General features: G+C 42.9%; 15 protein-coding genes. 8 read left to right on the top strand and 7 right to left on the bottom strand.

Going from position 1 to position 22,827, the window contains the following annotated elements; translation table 11 throughout:
• Positions 1-152: 152 nt before the first annotated feature.
• The 5 genes from E4N69_RS06540 to E4N69_RS06520 all read right to left on the bottom strand — a co-directional run bounded on the left by E4N69_RS06540 (position 153) and on the right by E4N69_RS06520 (position 8,765).
• On the bottom strand, positions 153-4,280 hold the full coding sequence (locus E4N69_RS06540; protein ID WP_253823314.1) for a hypothetical protein: 4,128 nt from the start codon (positions 4,278-4,280) through the stop codon (positions 153-155).
• Between the two features lie 52 nt (positions 4,281-4,332).
• Complete coding sequence (locus E4N69_RS06535) at positions 4,333-5,670, bottom strand: OmpA family protein (protein ID WP_253823313.1); 1,338 nt, start codon at positions 5,668-5,670, stop codon at positions 4,333-4,335.
• Between the two features lie 648 nt (positions 5,671-6,318).
• A complete protein-coding gene (locus tag E4N69_RS06530) occupies positions 6,319-6,858 on the bottom strand; it encodes an ATP-binding protein (protein WP_162663564.1) in 540 nt (179 codons plus the stop codon).
• A 14-nt stretch (positions 6,859-6,872) separates the two neighbouring features.
• Complete coding sequence (locus tag E4N69_RS06525) at positions 6,873-7,217, bottom strand: STAS domain-containing protein (protein WP_162663563.1); 345 nt, start codon at positions 7,215-7,217, stop codon at positions 6,873-6,875.
• 18 nt (positions 7,218-7,235) lie between these two features.
• Entirely contained in the window at positions 7,236-8,765 is a 1,530-nt protein-coding gene (locus tag E4N69_RS06520; RefSeq protein ID WP_253823312.1) for a PP2C family protein-serine/threonine phosphatase, read from the bottom strand.
• A 356-nt stretch (positions 8,766-9,121) separates the two neighbouring features.
• Here E4N69_RS06520 and ftsH point away from each other — a divergent pair, with 356 nt between their 5' ends.
• The 5 genes from ftsH (at position 9,122) to ispH (ending at position 16,528) form a co-directional block, all read left to right on the top strand.
• Positions 9,122-11,215 carry an ATP-dependent zinc metalloprotease FtsH gene (gene ftsH, locus E4N69_RS06515; RefSeq protein WP_315450679.1) on the top strand — a complete coding sequence of 698 codons (2,094 nt, stop codon included), beginning with the start codon at positions 9,122-9,124 and terminating at the stop codon, positions 11,213-11,215.
• Positions 11,216-11,364: 149 nt separating this feature from the next.
• Positions 11,365-13,305 (top strand): alpha-amylase/4-alpha-glucanotransferase domain-containing protein, encoded by a 1,941-nt coding sequence (locus E4N69_RS06510; RefSeq protein ID WP_162663561.1) that lies wholly within the window; start codon positions 11,365-11,367, stop codon positions 13,303-13,305.
• A 24-nt stretch (positions 13,306-13,329) separates the two neighbouring features.
• Positions 13,330-14,409 carry a 3-dehydroquinate synthase gene (locus E4N69_RS06505; protein WP_253823311.1) on the top strand — a complete coding sequence of 360 codons (1,080 nt, stop codon included), beginning with the start codon at positions 13,330-13,332 and terminating at the stop codon, positions 14,407-14,409.
• On the top strand, positions 14,406-15,590 hold the full coding sequence (locus E4N69_RS06500) for a cysteine desulfurase family protein (RefSeq protein ID WP_253823310.1): 1,185 nt from the start codon (positions 14,406-14,408) through the stop codon (positions 15,588-15,590). Before E4N69_RS06505 ends, E4N69_RS06500 begins: the two co-directional genes overlap by 4 nt.
• 26 nt (positions 15,591-15,616) lie before the next feature.
• Positions 15,617-16,528, top strand: coding sequence for a 4-hydroxy-3-methylbut-2-enyl diphosphate reductase (gene ispH, locus E4N69_RS06495; protein WP_253823309.1), 912 nt, complete (start codon positions 15,617-15,619; stop codon positions 16,526-16,528).
• A 97-nt stretch (positions 16,529-16,625) separates the two neighbouring features.
• Here ispH and E4N69_RS06490 read toward each other — a convergent pair whose 3' ends face one another.
• Complete coding sequence (locus E4N69_RS06490) at positions 16,626-18,701, bottom strand: adenylate/guanylate cyclase domain-containing protein (protein ID WP_253823308.1); 2,076 nt, start codon at positions 18,699-18,701, stop codon at positions 16,626-16,628.
• Positions 18,698-20,578: an adenylate/guanylate cyclase domain-containing protein gene (locus tag E4N69_RS06485; protein ID WP_162663556.1), complete on the bottom strand. Its 1,881-nt coding sequence runs from the start codon at positions 20,576-20,578 to the stop codon at positions 18,698-18,700. Before E4N69_RS06485 ends, E4N69_RS06490 begins: the two co-directional genes overlap by 4 nt.
• 207 nt (positions 20,579-20,785) lie before the next feature.
• Between E4N69_RS06485 and E4N69_RS06480 the strand changes: the two genes are divergently transcribed.
• The 3 genes from E4N69_RS06480 (at position 20,786) to ssb (ending at position 22,823) form a co-directional block, all read left to right on the top strand.
• Entirely contained in the window at positions 20,786-21,820 is a 1,035-nt protein-coding gene (locus tag E4N69_RS06480; protein ID WP_253823307.1) for a hypothetical protein, read from the top strand.
• Between the two features lie 226 nt (positions 21,821-22,046).
• Entirely contained in the window at positions 22,047-22,328 is a 282-nt protein-coding gene (gene rpsF / locus E4N69_RS06475) for a 30S ribosomal protein S6 (protein ID WP_162663555.1), read from the top strand.
• 15 nt (positions 22,329-22,343) lie between these two features.
• The gene (gene ssb, locus E4N69_RS06470; protein WP_162663554.1) at positions 22,344-22,823 is read left to right on the top strand and encodes a single-stranded DNA-binding protein; all 480 of its coding nucleotides are present in this window, start codon (positions 22,344-22,346) and stop codon (positions 22,821-22,823) included.
• The last annotated feature ends 4 nt before the right edge of the window (positions 22,824-22,827 follow it).

Genomic DNA, 22,827 nt, shown 5'->3' with positions numbered 1-22,827 from the left:
AAATGGCTAAGAAATTCGGCAGGTTATCATATTTTTTCTAATATTCTAACTGCAGATATGAAGAACCCACAGAAGCGGCAGGCGGACGGGGGATGTCTTAAAAGTCGGCTCCTTTTTCGACATCCCCGGACCACACCGTAATAGTTTTGCCCCTACTTTTTCCACACCGCTGCCGTGCAGTTGAACGTACTGTTGAGGTGGGTGTCGAAGCACGTGCCTGAAGCCACTTGAACAAAGCTCTCGTCAAAGGTGCAGCCCGTCAAGCTGACCGTTCCGCCTACGGCAAGGAAGCTGGGGCGTATTTCGGTCGGGCGTTTGTCGTAGTATGCGTAAAACGGCACCAAGTTACGGAAGTCGCAGTCCGTAACGGTTACACTGCTATGCCCTTGCAGTTCTATGCAGCCCAGCTGCAACCATGCGGGTAGTATTTTGCGTACGGAAAGGGTATTCGTCCGTGCCCGGAACCACTCCCCTTGCACATAGATATTGTCTATGTCGATTTTACTGTTCGGCGTCGTTTCGTTATTCAACACAACGGAAGAAAAATCACAGGCATTATATACTACATCCGTCTGGATCTCCTCATTCCATCGCATAACGAACGATAGGGTGCCTTTTAACTGTCCTTCCAGCCGGAATGGCTGATACCCGCTGCCGCCTTTTAAGGTAATGGAATCGCCTGAAGATACATATAGGTTTTCCGCCTTAACATCTTTTAGGGTATGGGAGCCGCCGCTTGCAAAGGGTACCGGTTCTACATATATCTTTTTCCAGTCGCTTGTTTTGAATACATACGGAGGGCAGCTGTACTCCCTTTTGATGGTTCGTAAGGCTTCGGTTATATACCCGCATTTTATTGTTTTTGCCGATACGTTCTCTATGTCCGTATGTACCGGTACGGCTTCCATAATAGCTTTAAAGTCCTTTTCATTGCAGGAAACATCGATGGTATCCTTGCAGTTACAATTCTTTATTGTTACCGAACAGGCAGGGAGCTGTAAGGATCCTATCGTGTCGTCGTTATACCACTCCTTTGAGCAGCTAAGCCGTTCGGTTATTACCTTTCCGCTGGATACAGAGAGATCGGCTATGGTTACAGCGGTAATATCGACATTTTTTAATTTTAGCACTTCGCTTTTGTCGTTCTTAATCGATATATTGCCGAAGTCGCAGTTTTTCATCTTAATGGAGGCAGAAGCTGCAGGATACAGCTCCATGTTGTAGTATCCTAATAGTCGGTAAAGACTGATAACATCAAAGTCCTTGTACTTACCGTATATCGTCGAATTGCTAACGTCAATGTCCTTTGCGGAAATTTCGAGGTCGCAGCGGCTGTTTTTGATAACTATTTTTTGCGCCGGAGCAATGCCGTTGCCCTTATTAATGAAAAGGTCATCGCCAATATAATTATCGACGGCAGCGGTATCGCATATTACGGACAAGTCCTTGCTGCCGGTGTTTACATTTTGTACCGTAACGGTATTGCATTTCGGTAGTCTAATGTCGCTAGAAGCCTCCGAATCTTTTATCGTAACCGAGGCCAAACGGGAGGAGATGCTGGTATTAAAATCCGTAGCCCAGCGCACAGTACAGTTCTCGATAACAAGGGCGTTTTCTCCGGCGGTGTCCCATTTAATATAGTAAATAGGGTATACCGACATATAGCCGTTCTTATTAAACTCAATGCCGTCAAAGGTGAGCGTTCCGTGTATTACCGTATCGGAGAAAAATATGTCGTCAAGGTCATTTCTTTCGCAAAGAAATACGGTCTTATTATCCTTGTTCCGCTGGTCGGCTTCGGTTTCAATGCCCAAAAAACCGCCGCGTAGGGTCAGCGTGCGTTTTAGCCTGTACCGCTTTCCTGCGGGGCTTGTAAAGTCTTTACTCAGCCATATTTCAGCGGTTACGCCGTCAGGCATTTCGTTCGCCTTTTGTAAGGCGGCTTCAAGGTTTGTAAAGGCGTCTTCCCATGTCGAACCGTTGTGCCTGCCCGTCGCTTTCGGGTCAACATGGATAATGCCGCCCGCTTGCTGTAAGGTTACGCGGTAGGTTTTGGTATAAAGGCCGTTTTCGCTCGTTACCTTGTATTCTACCACCGACGAAAAATCGGCTGCCGTCTCTCCGCTGGTCTGTTCAACGCCGTCCACCGTTACCCGTCCTCGTGCGGTAAAGCGCGGTATAAGATTGGTAACATCCGCCCCGCGCGGCAAAAGTGCATAGACAGTACCCGAATGAGCGCTGATAACAGCGTCTACATCCTGTGTCAGCGAAGGGTTATCCTGCTGCAACAGCTTAAACTCCGTTAATTCGCAGCCCGAATCCGCCGAGTACTCAAAGTGCACCGTTACCGCGTAGATTGTGTATGCAGACGGATCGCCGGGGTCGGTTACCTTATAGTAGACGGGGTATTCAAAGTCCTGCGCGCTAAAACCGCTTGACTGCGCAAGCCCGTCCACCGTTACCTCGCCCGTTGCAGAAAATTCAGGGATCAGCTTTTTGGGTCGTTCTCCCGCATAGTGGGCGCTGATGTGCACGGTATGCGCCGTTTGGTCTATCCTGCCTTCAGAGTCTTTAGTCAGCGAGTTGACCCCTGCGGGGAAGCGGAAGGTTTTTAACAGCGATTGAGCAGGCTCCGCATAGACAAACCGTATTTTAACGGTGTACCGCCTTGTGTATTGTCCGTTCCGCGAGGTACACAGATACGTCAACGTCTTTCTAAAGTCTTGTGCGCTGCTACCCGATGTTTGTGCGGCGCCGTTTACGGTTACCGTACCGGGAGTAATAAAGGTAGGGATAAGGCTTTCGGGCTTTGCGCTTCCCGTGTACAGCACCGTTGCGGTGATTGTACCTTCGTGGCCGTCGTTTGCAATGGCCGCCATCGAAAGCGTTTTCAGCTCGCTATTCTTGTCTTTGGTAAAACGGAAGTCGGTAATGCTGCGAACCGTGTCGGGGTCTTCTTTAAACGAGATAAACAGGCGGTACTCCGTCTGCTCCGTCCCGAAGGTGATGATAATCTTTGCTTCGGCTGTACCGAGATGATACTGCGCCCCCGACGGATTTTCCGGCGTAAAGGGGATTTTATCGTTCGTCTCATACCGTCTGCCCCTATATTTTATTTCTACTTCGTCTCCGGCATAAGCAACATCGCAATACAGCGAAAAAGCGTCATAGCCGGTATTTGAGTATTCAACCGGATAAAAAAGCTCTGCCGTTACGGTTTTTGCCGCATGGTCTATACGAACCGTTCCGTCTTTTACCGGACCGGGGTTTTTCATCTTTGAAAAGCCGAAGTTTTTCAGCGCCGCTCCCGTTACCGTCTGCTTGCAGGTTGCCGTGTATAGCTTTACATCCTTATCATTACCCAGTACGGCAAACTGCACGGGGTTGGTAAAATCAATCGGTTTATTAAGCGGAACGGTTACACTCGAAAGATTAACCGGTGCAAAAAGAGCGCGTAAATACGCTTCTTTATTCGGCGCAGTAATGTAACCGGATAATACGCTCAACGGATCCATCCCCAAACTCCGCAAAAGCGGCACAAGGTAGGACTCGGTAAGCGGTATCAAAACAGCGTGCGGAGAAACGGTTGCCGTTACGGTCAGCGCGCGTACTTCCGTTCCCGCCTTTACTTCAAAATCCACCGTGCTTTCTCCGATAACGCTTTCGCCTATCTGCGGCTCCCCAACCGTAAACGAAAGAATATTTTTTTCTGCATTAACGCCCGGCGGCAGGGTACCGGTAGCGGGATCGGTGCCATCGTCATAGAGGATTTTTACGGTATACAGTTCTATCTTCCCCTGTCCGCCGATAACGGCAAAAGGCACGGGGCTTAAAAAGTTAATAGGAAAAATCAGCTCCGGAATGGTAAAGTTGGGATTTTCCGCATACATTTCGAAAAACCACTTGTTTATCGCTTCGATGTTTTCAAAGCTGCCGATGGCAGAGCCGATTTTCAGTACATCGGTTGCGGGAAAGGCTTCCTGTAAGTAGCGCAGCGTTACCGGAAAGAGCGTCGCCTGCGCAGATACAACCGCTTCGGGCAAAAGGCGTGTTACATCGGTTCCTTTGGGAACGGTTACGGTAACGCTATGATCACGAATAGCAGTGTTTGTACTGCACACATACCGCTCAACATTTCTCAAATCAAGGCTGATAAGTTTTTGATCGTCCGAGGGAATAAGATCGGTTATCAGCTTATTGCATGAAAGACACACCGTTACCGGCAATAGCGCGGCACATAAAAGCGCATACAAACGTATACTACTTTTCATCGTTCTCATCTTTTTTCTCCTTTATCTATCCGTTCTATTGATACGGCGGCTTTTAAAAAGCTCATCGCGCGTTCGGAATCGCCCAACTGTTTGCTCCTTCATCGGGATTGCTTTGTATTCTAACAAAGCGAATTTTTGCATACCGGTATTGGATGTAATATTCGTCTGCTCCGCTACGGCTATCCCTTTGCAGGTTTTTATCTTTCGGTTCGTTATAGATAATGCGATCATGCGTGATGCCGCATTTTTGTGTGAGGTATTCGGCAACCGACCTGATGCGCGCCGTTTCAATCTGCAGCCTTTCGTCTTGCGATCCGAACGGCGCTGCAGAACTTTCAAACAGGATGAAAAGGTCATCGTTTTCTTTCAAGATTGCCGCAGCCTTTTTAATGTCCCCTTTGGCGTTTACGTCGAGCGCAGCGCTTTCAGGTTCAAAATACACATAGATACTCTTGAACTGTGCAAGCGGCTTTGTTTCAGGTATATCAACTTCCTCTTTCCCTTCAGGCTCTTTCGGCGGCGCTTTCTCTACTGCCAACGCTGCTTCCTGTTTTGTTTCTATCGATGTTTTAAGGCTTTCTATCCTCTTGGCACATTCTTGCACCTGGTACTCTGCTGTCCGTTTTTTTCTCGTGTAAGCATAAACAGCGCCGGGATACACTCTCATTGCAAGTTGAAAAGAAGGAAGCGGAATAACACGGGACTGCTCCATCATAAGGTCTATAGAAACTTGAGCTTTCACTTCGATGCTGCGTTCCAGTATTGCCGTTCCGACCGTTATGCCGGTTGTGAACACTGCTTCCGCTCCCGATTGTGTATTCAGTTTATCGGCTAATAGATCAAGTGCCGTCCGATAATGGCGAATATGCAGTATCTCCGCCCCTATCCCGGCAAACACGCCGAGCGAAAGATACCGTATCGGGAAGTATTCATAGGCGGCATTGACGGTTATCGGAAAAGCATCAAAACTGCGTACCAGCGGGTTCGTCCCGAGGATAACGCTGTGTCCGGTTTCCAGATACACCGGCATGGTGTGCTTGCCGGAGCGGAAAAAGGTGTAGCCGAGCGCCGCCCTATAACCGGGTTTTGCTTGTGTGTATTCTTTTAAAAGGGAAACGGGAATAAAGGTCTGCAAGCCTCCCGAAACAAAGAAATTCGTATACCAACGTCCTGAAATATCCGAACTATCAGATGCGGCCGTCTCGGCGACTTGAGCGGAATCTTGTATGGCGCTGTGCGATTCTTGCACAACCGGTACGCTTTGCTCACCTTGTGCAGTCGACGTGTTTTGTTCGTTTTGTGCATTGGACACATCTTGCGCTGCAAGCCGAACTGAAAATAAAAGGAGAAAAAGAACTATTTGAATAAACGCTTTTGAACGGTACAAATACCTCGTCATCGAATATACATCCCTATCCGTGCTGAAATTTCTTTTGGAAATAGACGGTACAGATACGAGGCGCAAGCACAAATTAACCGCAGGCGTATCTTTGATACGTTGAGGATTAATTTGTGCGCAGCAACGAAGTAGATGTACTGTATATTTCCAAAAGATGGGGGGGGGGTATTATAGAAGGAAGTATTAATTTACGCTGGTATGTCTGTTGTTTAATCGAACCGTTGCACGAATAAAACGGCACTGCAATCCCATGCATTATATCTTTTATTAACATAGATTTAGGATAGCATAGAATTTATGTGCCGTCAATCTTTTGTTTGTTAGAAAAAGGGGATGTCTCAAAAGTCGGTTACTTTTTCGACATCCCCGCGAGTTTAAAATTAAGTCTTTATACAGTAATGACTATCAGAACCGCCAAGGATGGCGGTGGCTTTAACAGTAACAAGTTTTCGCAAGAAAACTTGAAGATCAAAACGGTACAAGGATGTACCGTTTTGATCGCAACATCGCATCTAAATCTAAGGAAACTGTCCAAAAACTGTTACGCAATTCGCTTTAGCGGATATGACAAATCATTTCCTTACAGGAAAAGCCGATAGGCTTTCAGTTTTTGGACAGCCCCTGGTAAACAGGCTTTTCAATACTGCACTATTCTATTGCAATACCGTGGCGTTTTTTAGGGTATTGCTTCAGCATCGCGATCGAATTACGCTTATCGCCGAATACAAAACCGCCGTTCCAATACTCCAGTGCTGCAAACAACGCGTTTCCGCCGTCATTATCATCGCTCTGAGCCGTTCTAAAAGAAACATAATCACCAAGATTGGTAAAATCCTGCTTATGGAGGCATTCAAGCCGTTTCCGGTTAAATTCATTCCATTTCTCTATATCTTTGAAGCCGGAGCCTTCATCTTCGACGATGAGGTGTGCGTGTTCGGGGCTGAATTCATACCATACCTTTACTTTCTTTTTAGGATCACATTTATTTCCATGCTTTACAGCATTTTTGATGATCTCACTGATTTGCTGCTCAAGTAGGTTAATTCCTTTGATTTCCAACGGAGCTGACTGAACAATCAAAAGGGTAAAATAGCGAATTTGTCGGAAATCCGAAGGGAATTCTTTATACAGCATACCGGTCTTATCAAATAACGGGTCTTTTCCGTCAACGCGTAATTCTTTGATCATATTGTAACGTTCTCCTATTGACTATCGGCTAATTTTTGTAGAGCCTCTTCCAGGCTATTGGTAATTGGGAAAAAGCCCATCAGTTTTGTTAATTCGATGACTTTCTTTACCGAACCATGAATATTAGTAATGTATAACTTTAAGTTTTTCTTTTTTAAGGTTGAACAGATATAAATCAACGCTCCGATACCGGAAGAATCGATATATTCCACTTCTTCAAGATTGAGTACAATGCATTGAATCTGACGTTCAAGCATCTTTGCAATTAATTCCTTCAGTTTATACGAATTGTATAAATCCATCTCGCCGCTTACATCGATAATGTATACATCCTTATTTTTTCGGATTTTCAGTTCCATACTCTGTCCTCCTTAACTCTATTTTACTTTAATAATCATCACCGTCTGATCATCATGAGGTGCTGTTTTCCCGATAAAAGTCCTTATTTGCTTGTTAATTTTCTCGGTAATTGCCTTTGCAGATAATGAAGCGTTCGCAACCAAAATCTCAGCAAGAGCTTTTAATCCGAACGGTTCTCCACGTCCATTGAGCGTTTCTATAACACCGTCGGTAAATAAAACGGCGATATCTCCTTTTTCAACCGGAATCTTTTTGCAGGTATAAACTGACTTACTATCCACACCGATAGGATCCGATTTTTGTTCAAGCCGGATTAATTTCTTTGTCAAAGCTTTCCACAAGAGAAGAGACTGCGTTCCGGCATTTACATATTCAATGCTTTTCTCTGCAGGAATATACGTCAATAACGATATACTTGCATAGTGGTCAATCGATATTTTCCCGGTAATACCCTTATTTAAAATATCGAGGATATTCTGAGTATTCTGAGCCGTATTGGTGATAAGATAAAGCAATGAGCGAATCATTACCATAACGATACAGGCGTGAATGCTTTTCCCGGCGACATCGGCAATAATACAGAAAAGTCGATCCCTCTGACTCTGGATGATATCATAATAATCACTGCAAACGCCTCGTGCTTGATTAAAAAGTACGGAAAAATTCAAATCGGTAGTATCGATAAGCTTTTTAGGCAGTAATATTTTCTGAATACGACTTGCAATATCGGTTTCATTTTCAATTGTGTTTAATTCCGTCTCGTCTTGCAAATCGTATATCAATTTAAGCGCTGCCGTTGCATAGCTGGCCAATATTTCACCGATCTGTAGGTCTGACTCGGTAAACGGTGCATGATTGGCACTTCTTGACAAAGAAATCAATCCTTCGACCGTATCCCGATATACCATTGGAAGGGTAAGTAATGATCCAGGCATGAGAAACGGCTCTTCTCCATTGATAACAATTCTGCTATCTTCTTGTGCGTGTGGAATTAGGATCGATTGTGCTGAACGGGCTACTTCACCAAAAAATGAATTATTAAGTGGGAACTCCGCATATCTAAAATTAGTAGCAACTTGATCTTGTTGGTGCGGTACATCATCAGGCAACTTATACGGCGGCGGATAAGTTCCACTATACGCCTTAACACTAAGCACGTCTTCAAATTCGCCGATGGTAAGGATAACACCTCCATCCGCAAAGAGCTGTTCGATCATAATTTTATTGATAAAACCGAGGATGCCAGCCGTATCGGTTTGTTGCCGTATCGCTTCGGCAGCTTTTATTAAGAAGGTATTACCGACAGGCAGCAACTCTTTAGCTCTCATAGCGGTTTCATCGGGGCGTTGCGCCTTAATCAGCTCTTCTTGTACCAACTCCATTTGTGTTTTGAGAGCCATATATTCCCGGCGATAGACTGCATCGTTTGACGCAATAACTACTAATAGGATAAAACAGAGGGCACCGAGTGCTAACGAAGCGAACGGGAAGGAAATATATCTGAAAAAGCCGGCCGCTGCTATAGACAAGAGCATAATTACTGCCAATATAATATTATATAACTGTGTCGATTGTATACTTTTTCTATTCTTTATAGCTCTTATTACAAAAAATAAGCTGCATACTATGCTTATAGCAAGGAACACCGTTGCGGCAGAAACCGTTTTCATGGGGGCAATTCTATCATCTATTACCGGTATCGTCAATTATAAAATGTCTACAACCTTCATTATTCTATGAACGTATATTGCAAAAAATTTGATCGGTTGCTATGACTTTTCGAATAGCCGGCTTGTCTATATTGTTTTTTTTGAGTATGTTATGCCTTATAAATAGGGAACCCCACTACCTTCACCGGAGTTTTGAGCGGAATCCTAGAGTAAAAGATGAGGCAATGGCAGTTATGAATCAGAATGATGATAAGAACAAAAAGGATCCGAACGAACAAGATCCCTTTAATTTTTTCAAATTGAGCCCCGAACCGTCCAATAACAATAATAATAAGGATCAAAAGAAACCTCGATTACCTTTTATCGCGATTATTGCGGGCGTGTTTATAATTCTACTGATTGTAAACCAGTTCTTGATGAAGCAAGATGCGAATATTATTCCTTTTTCGGAGTTTAAAGATCGTGTTGCGTCAGGCGAAATCGTTAAAGTCATTATGGGGCCGACATATTTTATCGGACAAACGAAAACGCAAGCGAGTAGTGAACAAACACGAAACAAGTTGCCGTTTTTATCTGCGGATGCGGGAGATGCCTATCAAACGGTCGGAATATATTCGGAATCTTTTTTACAACTGCTGGATGAACACAATGTCATTTATTTAGTACGTCCTAAAGAAAATAACTTTCTCGTTGACTTTTTGGTACAATGGATACTGCCATTCGGTTTTATCTTCCTTCTTTGGCATTTTGTTATGAAGCGCTTTACCTCGAATCTCGGCGGTCTCGGCGGCAGTATTTTTTCCGGCGGGCAGGCTCGGTCGGCGGCCGTTGAGGAAGGAAAAGTTACCACTCGTTTCAGTGATGTCGCGGGTGTTGACGAGGCAAAAGAAGAACTGGTTGAAGTTGTAGACTTTTTAAAATACCCTCAAAAATATACCGAAATAGGCGGTAAGATTCCGCGCGGTGTTTTACTGGTCGGCCCGCCCGGAACCGGTAAAACCCTGCTTGCACGTGCCGTTGCAGGGGAATCGGGGGTTCCATTCTTTCGGATTAGCGGCTCAGACTTTGTAGAGATGTTTGTCGGTGTCGGTGCCTCCCGTGTACGTGATCTCTTTAAACAAGCGCGGGAAAAAGCTCCCTGTATCATTTTTATCGATGAGCTTGATGCCATCGGTAAGTCCCGTTTAAATTCCATTCATTCAAACGACGAGCGGGAGCAAACGCTCAACCAGCTGCTCGTAGAGATGGACGGATTCGATAATAGTACAGGGCTTATTTTGCTGGCGGCAACTAACCGGCCTGATGTTCTTGACCCTGCGTTGCTTCGTCCCGGACGGTTTGACCGGCAGGTAGCAGTGGATCGCCCCGATATGAAAGGGCGAGAACAGATACTCAAGATACATGCAAAGAATGTTAAACTTGCAAGCGGAATTGATCTTAGTGATACGGCACGGATTACAAGCGGCTTTTCCGGCGCTGATCTTGCAAATGTGATTAACGAGGCGGCTTTGCTCGCAGTACGTGGCGGCCGTAAAGAAGTTGCCGCGGAAGATCTCAATGAGGCAGTAGAAAAGGCTATTGCCGGTTTACAAAAAAAGAGTAGGGTGATTAAAGAAAAAGAACGTCAAATTGTTGCTTACCACGAAACCGGACACGCTATAACCGCTGCTTTTACTGACGGAGCAGATAAGGTACATAAGGTTTCCATTATACCGCGTGGTATCGCAGCACTTGGCTATACCTTGAACATCCCCGAAGAAGATCGTTTCCTGAGTACTGAAAAGGAACTGCTTGCAGAGGTTGACTGTCTCCTTGGCGGACGGGCTGCCGAATTTGTACAGTTTGGGGTTGTCTCAACCGGCGCCTCAAGCGATCTGTCGCGTGCTACTGATATTATCCGCAGTATGATAACCGATTACGGTATGAGTGATCGGTTTAAAAACGTTGCTCTTTCAAAGCGGGGTAGCGGATACGGCGCAGGCGATCCTCAGCTGGTACGTGAATACTCTGAAACTACACAGCAATATATCGATGAAGAAATTGCCCGCGTTATGGAAGAGCGGTATACCGTAGTTGTAAATCGATTAAAAGAAAAAAAGACGCTGCTTGAGTATATTGCTCAGCGTTTGCTTGAAAAAGAAACGATCGATAAACAGGAGTTTGACGATATCATTAAGGCAGAGTCTCAGTTACCGCAACAGCCCATCTCCGAAACATCGAAAATTATACCTATTTCATCAGATATGTCCGGTGAGCAAGAGCAACTTTACAAAGCGGGCATGTCTAGTGCTGCTGATAGCTCGGATTCATCCACTCCTCAGCAATAATCAGTGACATTCAAAATACTTATCGTGTATCTCTAAAAGCTCATCGAGTTTTTAGAGATACCAATATCTAAAAATGTAACGGAATTTTATACTTCCATAATTACTGAAAATAGTATACAATAACTATTGTTTTAGTAAGGATGATTCCCGTGGATACCTCAAAAAAAAATGTGCATTTATGCTTTTGTGTACAGCTCTCTATCTCCTATTTACAGCAAATTGATAAAAATGATAATGCTTCGCTGTATAAAACTTTTTTTTCCGGTATTCAAGCTGAGGAAAAGCTGCCTCTGACAATTTTTGCAACGGGCAGCTTTTTAGAATGGCAAAAAGGGAAGCGTCAAGCCTATACGATGTTGCTCAACAGTATGCTTTCCCGTAAACAAATTGAGCTTCTGGGCGGAGGGTATTATCAGCCTTATCTGTCTTTATTACCCGCTTCCGATGTCATCGGTCAAATTGAAATGATGACTGCTGCTATCCGTACCCATTTCGGAAAACGGCCTCGAGGTCTTTTTTTAACCGCTTCCGCATGGACACCGTCATTAATTACTCCGTTTATTCGGTGCGGTATGGAATATTGTCTTCTCGATTATCGTCTGTTTCCTCAAAATAGAGAACAGAATAGTCAAAATACTTATTTTTCTCCTACAATTGTTGAAGATAAAGGAAAAACAATAACCGTATTTCCGTATATTCCCGATGATCCTGATTTCATAAACCGTACACCGCAAGAATTTTATGATAAATTAGCGGCTACAGCCTCCTCTACCGACGAATCTATGTATCTTCTTTTCCTACCGGTTAAAGCCTATATAAAATGCCTTGAAAAAAATAAAGACGGGCTAAACTGGTTTTCTTCCTTTGTGGAGCTGTGTAATCAACCTGAATCGGTCATACGGCTTACCCATACGGCTGAATTGATGAAACGGCGGCAACCTCACCCACCCATGTACATTGCGCCAAATACGATTCTCTGTGATACCCCGACGGGACATGCAACAAAACACGCCATTACGATACAGCGTGATGCCTTTAAAATTTATTCCAAAATGATGTATGTGAATATGTTGGCAAACGGTATGAAAGGCGATAAGGCGCGTAAAAAATATGCCTTACAAGAACTATGGAAAGCGCAAAATGCAGAGCTTTTCGCGCTGGAACCTTGTATTTCCGAATACCATAACGAATTACGCCGAATTGCCTACCGAAAACTGCTTGTTGCCGAAAAGCAAACGCGGCTTCCGGGCATATTTACCGAAGGTCTCACCCGCTATGATATCGATATGGACGGTTTTAAAGAAGTCCTATCGCAACGTTCTCCTCTAAATATGTATGTGCATCATCACGGCGGAAAGATTTTTGAATGTGACGTGTTTTCAGCCTATAAAAACTATTCCGATATGCCGTTGGAGCATTCAGGGATGTTTATCGACTACCTTTTATCGGAAGCAGCTTTACAGCGTCTTAAAAACGGACAACTCGAAGCGCTTACAGCTGTGTTTTCCGATAATACATATCAGGAAACCGAAATTAATACAATCCGTTCTGAGCTGAAGCTGTCTACTGCAAGTTTATTTGATGCCGGCATTGAACAGCCGGTTTCACTGCGTAAGCAATATACTTTTTTTTCCGAAGGAACGCAGGTTCAATACATTTTAAAGAACGATAGCCCTTTTAATCTTTCCGCTTATTTTATTGTTGAAATCGATATTGCATTAGAAGAAACTGATTCCGTCATGCCTTCCCTATCACTGTATGATTGCGAAGAAAATCAAAAAAAAGAGCGCAGTATCACTACCGATGTATTTAATAAGGTTTCATGGATACAGCTCGAAGACCCCGAAGGAAAGATTCAGTTTACAATGGAAGCAAATGAGGTGCCGGGTCTCATTGTTATTCCCGTTTACGGCATCTGCAAAAGGGAGACGGAAGCCGTTGAACAGATGATACGTGGCGTACGAATGTTTTTTTATTGGAAAACCGATTTAAATCCGAATTACGAAACTGAAAAAATGCTCTTTTTAAAAATAAAAAATAGAAAAATATCGCGAACGACACCCACTGCAACAGCAGTACGCGCCGATTAAATTTGTCGGCTACAACAGACGCCTATGAAATCATTACCGCAATCATTTTCATTTTCTACGCCGCACGGCACTACACAGGTATGGTACTCAGATACCATCCGGCTCCCTCAACTTTCGGAAAAAAAGGGGAGGGTAGACGCATTGTATGTATGCGACGAGCATACGCTCCCGCTCTTACGACAAGCTGAATATTTTTCCATGCAAGTACCGCTGGTAGTACTACCGGCAGGGGATGAAGCAAAAAACTTAGACTCCCTTACTCTTATTGCCGAGAAAGCTGCAGAATACGAACTTGACCGGCATGCCTGTTTTATCGCATTCGGCGGCGGCGTAGTATGCGACATAACCGCCCTTGCCGCTTCGCTCTATATGCGCGGCATACAGTGTATTCTGGTGCCGACAACCGTACTCGCGATGGCGGATGCAAGCATCGGCGGAAAAACAGCAGTGAATCTTTCCGGTTATAAAAATCTTATCGGTACATTTTACGCCGCTTCATCGATTCACCTCTGTTTTCCGGTGCTCCGTTCCTTGCCCGAGGCCGAATACCGTTCGGGGCTTGCGGAAATACTGAAAACAGCCGTTCTCTACGATACTGAACTGTATCAGATGTTTTTAACACAGCATGATGAAATTATCGGTAGAGATGAGACCTGTATCTCTACGATGATACGCCGCGCTGCGGAGGCTAAGGCGCAAGTTGTCGAGCGGGACTTTACCGAACAAGGAGAACGCGCTTTCTTAAATTTCGGACACACCTTCGCCCATGCTCTTGAAAGTTTAGCTCATTTTTCCATACCACATGGAGATGCCGTCGCATGGGGTATGTCTCGCGCTTTAGCGGTAGGACTTCGTCTACAGCTTACCGATAAAAACTACGCCCACTCCCTCACGTCAATTCTTAGCTGTTACGGCTGGTGTACAACACCTGTCTACTTTAGTATACTATCTAATACAGATTCTTTTGCGGACGCTATTATTGCGCGCATGAAAAAAGATAAAAAGAACCGAGGTGGGATGATTCGACTTGTTCTTCAAGAGAATATTCTCAAAACACAGGTACGTGAAGTCGATACTTCTATAATACGGGAGGTACTGATATGATTTATCTGGATTGGGCGGCATCGGCGATACCCTACACCGATGAGATTGAAGCTGCTTATCGTGAGGCGACAGCAGTGTTCGCAAATCCTTCAGCACAGCACCGCTTCGGAAAAGAGGCACGGAATATGCTGGAAAAAGCCCGCAGCCGCTGCGCCGCAGTGCTCGGTGTTCCCGCAGAAACGCTTTATTTTACCTCCGGCGCTTCCGAATCAAACAGTCTCGTACTCCTTTCATTATTAACCCGTCCGGCAACCGGCAGTCTGATTATCAGCAATATCGAACACCCGTCGGTACGAGAACAAGCCGCCGTATTGGAGCATTGCGGCTGGACGATTTTAAAAGCTCCTTCCGATAAGAGCGGCTGCATTACCCCCGATGCAGTATTGCATACCCTGCGGGAAGATACCGTGTTGGTTGCAATTATGGGCGTTAACAACGAGATTGGATCTGTGCAGCCGGTTCGAGATATTGCACAAGCTCTCAAAGCACATACAGCCGGAAAAAGACCCGTTCATTTCCATGTTGATATGGTACAATCGATCGGAAAATTACCGGTCGCGGAGCTTGGACTTGCCGATGTGCATTCTGCTTCGATGAGCGCCCATAAGATTGGTGGACCGCGCGGTATCGGATTATTATATTTAAAACAGCCCTTAAACTCCGGTATCCGAGGTGGCTCGCAGGAGCGCAACATTCGACCCGGGACGGAAAACCTTGCCGGTGCTTGTGCGCTTGCCCGCTGTCTTGAAAAAACATATACGGATTTTCAGCAAAAATTTGAGCGGGCAGGGGAGTTGTCTCGATTCCTCATCGAAGCGTTGTGCCGAATCCCCGAATGTTCGATTATCCCTTCCGCAAGAATACCAGTCGAAATATCGAATGCCGCAGTACCGGATAACATCAAGTGTGCCCATGCATTTTCACCGTGGATTATACAAGTGAGCTTTAAGAATGTTCCGGCAGAAATCATGACACGATGCCTTTCCGATCGCGATATCTTTGTATCGGCCGGTTCAGCATGTTCTTCAAAGACAAAAGTTCGGCCGATACTGGCAGCTCTTTCCGTTAGTCCCGAAATCGCACAAAATGCTATACGTATTTCCATCGGACACGGCACGGAAAAAAGTGATTTGGAACAGTTCGTTGCAGCTGTGAGAGAAATCGTTACAGATTTTAATTAACGGTATTATGGTAAAAAAGGTGTAAAATGATAAAGCTCGACGATATACCGCATCTGCAAGAACAGCATCGACAGGTGAAGCGTGCAAAAGTACTTGGTTACTGTATGGGAGTACGAAGGGCGGTTGAGGCGGTATATCGCGCTCTTGCCAAGTATCCTGACAAAACGGTTTATACGTATGGCCCACTCATTCACAATCCGGTAACGATACGGCTTTTAGAAGCGAAGGGGGTGCGTATCGTAAACCCCGATGAGGAGCTGAAATCTCAGATTACTCCCGACTCACCGATTATTATCAGAGCACACGGTATCGCTCCGAAAAAACGGCAAGAATTGATAGACTGTGGCGCAATCATTATCGATGCAACCTGCCCGCGTGTCATTGCAAGCCAACTGAGGGCTGCACAGTATTCAAAAAAAGGTTATACGGTTATCCTCGCCGGGGATAAAAACCATGGAGAACTAATCGGAATTAAAGGATATGCTTTGTCAGTTCCAAATGGTAAGTGTATTACCGTGCAGATGGCTGCAGAAGCGGAAAAACTGCAATATGATGGAGCGCCTACCGTTCTGATTGCCCAAACCACCATTAAACGGGAAGAATACCGCGCAATTGCCAAAATCCTTAATAGTAAAATTCCAAACCTTACCGTTTTGGAAACTATTTGTCCGGCGACCGACGAACGGCAGGAGGCGCTCATGGAGCTCGTAGAAGAAGTTGATGCAATACTCGTTATCGGCGGCGGTAATTCCGCCAATACCCGCCGTCTTTTGCAAACTGCCATCGACAGCAGTAAACCTGCATGGCTTGCCGAATCCGCCGATGATATTCCTCAGGATGTGTATCAGTACGGAACAATCGGTCTTGCTGCCGGCGCTTCAACTCCTGACAGTAGCATTGATGCGATCGAAAAACGACTACTAGACAAATCTCTATAAAACGTTATATAATGAATAGCTGAAATATGCTATCAATAATGAGCGTTCTGTCTACTAAAATGTTTATCTTAAAGCATAAAGTCGTTATGTCAATACTCTAAGAATTATCCGACAACATCCCTATTATCAATCTTTGATAATAGAGTGCTAACGGATCATCAGAAAATATTTCCAGCGATTGTGTAAGATATGTTTGGGCTCGGGCGTAATCTCTTTCTTTGATGGATTTAAGCGCTTTTTCAATACGGGATGCTGTCTGTCGTTTTTTATTTTGTATATCAGGCATATCACAATCGTAAACTTCATAAAGTACGCTTTGCTCCGCTTCTCCGATAATCGGCGATTCTTGAATACACCGTATGTGAAAATCTTCTGGTCGCTTAAGTGATCGGAAAATCGATTCAGAAATAATAATTGTATTGGAATATATCTTTGTCGCGGCTTGCAATTCTTCTGCTGTATAACAAGTATTTGAAATAACAACGCTGTCTAATCGGCTATCATTTCCGATGACACCTAAGAGTATTCTCCCTGTATCAATCCCGATACCTGCCCTAATTTTAATAGATTGGAGATTCTTTAGCTGTATACACTTTTCCTGTAATTTCTTCTGGATTTCAATTCCGCATAATACTGCTGTATCGGAATTTTCGGGAAACAATGCAGTAAAACCGTCACCAAGGAACTTCATAATCACCCCGCCGTACTGCCGGATAATAGGAGCTACCAAAGCAAAATAGTTATTAAGCAATATAAAAACTTCGTCAGGACTCAGTTGTTCCGATATACTGGTAAAAGATCGGATATCAATTGAAAGAACAGTCATCGACAATTCCGAGAAATCTCCGGTATTTATCTCAGTAATACTGGTTTTCTGAAGAAACATCAATAATTGATTAGGGAAAAAACGACGCAATGCTGTTTGGATCCTTTTCAGTTCCTCTACCAGCTGTTCAATCTGGTGTATTGCTTCTGCATATCCGTCGATGCTCATAATGACGGCAATAATAATTGCGACCATTGCGCCTTCTTGCAAGAGTAATTTACCCGAAACAATCCATTGGCTTACCAGTGTATCATACAGCGCAAAGCCGGCAAGTATACATAATACAATAGCAATCCATATTGCAGACTTCTCCCTTTTAACCAGTGCACGAATAATGATTACCGCGTCGTAAATGGCAGCAATAAATACAAGTGCCTGTTGCATATATAAATAACGGGATACGAGAAGCGTTGGTGCAATAACAATAAAGGTAGTTGATAATAGGCAAATTACAATAATACTTCGATAAACAGATGTATACCGGATATTTAAAATCTTATTAATAAATATTGTGAAAAACAATGCCGTTAATGGCATGGAAGAATAACGCAAAATAAAATACAACTTCCATGGAATTGCAGGCCAAATATAAGCAAGAATATGCGGATAGAATACACTAATTCGAATACTAATCGTTATAGCAGCAAATGCAAACCATAATATATAGGGTATTTTTTTATAATTTAAGTGCAGTATGATAAAAAAGATACTAAACAGCAACAGTACGGTAGATGCAATATTATAAAATAAAAGATTGAATACAAAAGATCGATTTAACATTTCAGCGGAACCAAGGATAATTGATTGATCTGTTCCCCCATATCGATTATGAAAATTAGATATATTTATGATAATATCGGCAGTACCGTTCTTTAGTGGCTTGAAAGTTGCAATGCTGATCGTTTTCCCCGGTATCTCCGTCCGCGCAGATACACCGGGTTGCCCTTGCCCTGCCCTATCAATACCGTTAATAACAATGGTACAACTTGAGAGAATATGACTCAATTGAAGCGCATATACCTTATTAGGGTTAAGCCCGACAATACGTAATCCGTATGAGGCATAACCAAAGTCGGTTTTCAGCGCGGTTTCGCTGAGCCTACCTGGTAACGGTGCATATAACGGCCGCGTATTATCTTTAAAATAATAGAACTGATTAGGAGTAAAATACCATTGGCCTCTAATACTAAACACATCTTGATCATTATGCACTGGCAATGTTAACAGCCCATGCTGTACCGTTACTGTATATTCTCGAAGATTCTGTATTGGTTTCTCTCTACTAATAAATGTTATCATAAGGATCATACAAAAAAAAGGAAAAGCGCCTACAAGTATCTTTTTCATAGTAAATTGACCTCATAAACATTTATTAAATTTCTTTTACCGTGGAATTTTATTTTTCCGTAATAAAAGCAGGTATGTGTACGCCAATAACTTTCAAGAAGCTGTTCTCTAACGGTTTCACTGATAATGATATTAACATTCTTTTCAGTCGCATAACTATACATTCGAGAAGAAATATTCACCACATCGGAAATAACTGTTGTATCCATTCGCTCCGGTTCCCCGATAGTCCCCATCATTAATTTCCCATAATGAATTCCTGAAGAGATGTGAAGCGGCGGTAAGGATTGCTCCTGCCTATGTATATTAATTTTTTTAATGAGCTGTGTAATCTCAATAATACAATCCACCGTGTCTTCTGCAGTGCCGTAAAAAAGAACCATTAATCCATCTGTTAAATACTTATCAATGAATCCGTTATATTTTTTAATAATAGGATTAGCTGCTTGGATAACGGTATTATATAAAATCAACAGTTCTTCACGCGCACTGCTTGATGAAAGTTTTGCTTTAATACCAAGATGGATAAAGGCAATAAACATATTTTTATGAATATTATCACCAAGTGAAATATCCGTAACATTTTTCTTATTCAAAAATTGTAAAAATTCATTTGGAAAGAATCGTTGAAAAGATATATTTGTCTTTTGGATCGATTCGATCATCTGCTCTTGTGTCTTAAAAGCTGCAGAAAAATGCCGAATGACAATAAATGCCATCGGAATCATCAGCAGTAATACTCCAAAATGAGAAATAAACGGGGCATTAATAAGACCGTTCGAAATTAAACCGTCAAATATTGCTGCGCTGATGAATAATAAAAATGAAATTAAAAATGTTAACGCAAATGGTTTTCGTTTAATTAATGCATAAGCAACCACTATACATGCAATCACCGAAAGAAATAAGATATAAAGTTGTACAATAAGTAATATTCCGACGAATACCGGTATTGGAGTGATGAGTGTTATTAAACCATACAAGATCAATGGAATAGTTAAAAAATAAAAAACTTTTGGCGGTTTTTTGATGAACAGATTAAGAATAAAGAGAAATGTAAATACAGCACAAAACGGAAAGGTGAAGTATCCGAGTCGATACATAATATTCGTCGATACGTTCGGAAAGAAATCTCTTAACAAAAAGTCATTGTAACAAAGTGTCCTAATGGCAAAGCTATAGCAAAGCAATCCAAAGAGGCCTGCAGTGGTTTCTCTCCTATAAAACAGAAATAAAGAAATAAAGAAAGTAGCCATACTGAATAAGATAGAAAATATGCCGGAGGAAACAAGCTTATCCAATACTATTTTTGTTTGTAATGTTGAATAAAGGCCAAAAAGAAAAGGTGTTTCCACCCCCGGATTTCTATCATGAAAATTCGATAAATGAACAACAATGGTTGCTTCGGTTTCATTATTAAGCGGCAAGATAACCGTATCAGCGTGCCAATCAAATATTTCTTCTTTAAAATTTTTTCCGGGCGTCCCCGATGTATAGAATAGGTTACCATTCAGATATACCGTAAAAGCTGACGATGTACGAGTAAAATGGATCGCATATACCTTTTGAGGCTCAAAACCGCGGATTCTTACTGCATACGAAGCATATCCTTGTACCGGTTGTGGAGGTGTATATGTTGTCCAGCCGAATTCGATCGGCTGAAAATGTGTATATATCTCAAGCGGCATAATCGGAGAAACAAACTCTTTTTCCGCATATGCCCATGAACCTTTTAACGAATAAACTATATCTTTATCAATATCCGAAATATCATAAATACCATTTGAAACATACAATTGCTCGACCTTTGTACAAGACATGGTATAAAGACTTAGCGCAAATAGTATAATAATGGACGCTATACCTTTAATTTTCACAATTAATTAATCCTTTAATTCTTGACACTGTCGTATTCTAAGTACAGCAACTTTATTAAATTTCCTCAATTTACTATATAAATGAGGTTATGTCTAGGATAATTCTTAAAGTGCTATTAAAGTGTTCAGTATGAGGGCATTAAAGAGTTTTATTAGTTATGATGACGGCTAAACAAAATACAAGCTATATGATATACTATCGTTGCTGTGAGATATATTAAATACCTTTATATCATTTTATTTTTTATTCTTTCGCTCCCCTGCCCTGCTCAGCCGCTTGCCGGTATTTGGGAAAATTCGGAACGTTTTATTGAATATATCGGGAAGGCAGACGAAGCTGCAGAAGATACATTGCGGATAGTTCTCAAGACTCATTATCGCTTTGTGTATGAGGATATGGGTAGCTACCCCGTCAAGGTAAAACAAGAAGATCGAAGGAATATTTATTCACTGAATATCCGTTACCAGGGATTCAGAACTCCGATAACAACAAGCGTATGGGTGTATGATAACGGATTATTTTCCTCATTTTATAAAAAGAGACCTTATAATCTTGTTACCGATAGACGAGAAAGCCTCTCTTCTTCTGTGTCTGCAGAAATGGATGCCCATTTGCAACCGGTACTTACACCGGAAACAGCGATTTTGGATGGTTTTTGGGTTGAACAGGGGTTCCGAAACGGCATCTTGATATATCAGCAAGAGGCTCCTGCTTTTTTTGATGCCTTTTTCTTCAATGGGACACAGTATATCAAATTTCGCTATTGGATAGGCGATTTTGAGTACAAAGAAAAATATGCAGGGTTTGCATTCGATGACGGATTACAAGTAACCGTACCAAAGTTTATCCGGCAATATGATGCCATATACAGCTGCGTAACCGATAACGGGTCTAGGCTTAAAAACTATGAAAAAGGCGCCGTATCGATCAGCAATGGCAAAAATGGTATGCGCCAGCTGACGCTTATACCACAGGGGGGCGGACCGGGAACTTATGCAATTGGGGATGTGTATCCGAATCAAAAATATCCGAAGGTACAATCGCTCCCGTTATATTATAGTGAAACGGATACCGCCTTTGCATTTGGCGAGCCTTTTTTAATCCGATCATCAATTTCAGACTTGCAGGGAGAGATAAAACGGCATAATAGTCTCAAACGGCCACCGCCTGAACCGCTCCTTAAAGCCGATGAACTTGACTTTTATTGGGAGCGGATTAAGGAAATACGCAAACAAAACTAAAATTATAACGCTTAACATCAGATGATGGTTAATTCTTTAATTATGAAATGCAGCATTGACTGAACAAGTCTTTTTATACTATACTGAAATCTATGCTTTACCTCTCTATGAATGGGTTTTATTGCTATTCATCTAAGATGAGGTAAACGCTATATCGGGGTTTAAAGCCCGATAAATAAACTCCATCCCGTAGTAAATACGGGGCTAATGGCCATCAGGAGGGCACATGAGAAAGTATGAGTTGATGACTGTCTTTCCTATTGAGGAAGCACAGTTCAAACAGGGGATTGAAGAAGCCCGATCCGTTCTGGGGGACTTCAACGTCCAAATTGATTCCGAAGACCCATTCGGAGACCGTGAATTAACGTATGAAATCAAAAAAAAGACAAAGGGGCGCTATGTATTGTTCAATATCCATGCCGAACCGGATAAGATTATCGAAATAGACCGCAAGTTTAAACTAAATCAAAACCTTTTGACTTTTTTATTTATCAAAATTGATGAATAATTCGGGAGGATATTGATGGCAGATATAAACCATGTCGTACTTGTCGGCAGACTTACCCGTGATGCGGAATTAAAATATACTCAAGGAGGAGCTGCCGTATGCAAGTTTTCGATTGCAATTAACCGACGGCGGAAAAACGGTGAAGAATGGGTTGAAGAAGTAAACTATTTCGACATCGTACTTTGGGGCAGACAGGGTGAAGCGCTTAACCAATACCTTGTGAAAGGAAAACAGGTTGCTGTTGACGGTGAACTTCGGCAAAACCGATGGGAACAGGACGGGCAATCCCGCAGTAAAGTAGAAATTATCGCGAATAATCTTCAGCTTTTAGGAGGCGGTTCCGGAAGCGGTCAGCAGACAAGTAGCGGCAATCGGGAAGCATATCAGCGATCAAATGCGCCTTCGGCATATCAGGCTCGGCAAAATATGTCACCGGCTAATGACGGTTATGAAGCTGATTTTGATAATGCTAATTATGACAATATTCCATTTTAAGGAG

This window comes from Treponema sp. OMZ 906, from assembly GCF_024181185.1.
In the GTDB taxonomy this organism is placed as follows: domain Bacteria; phylum Spirochaetota; class Spirochaetia; order Treponematales; family Treponemataceae; genus Treponema.
Note: the sequence above shows the minus strand (reverse complement) of the source record. Positions and strands in the feature narration are given on the sequence as shown.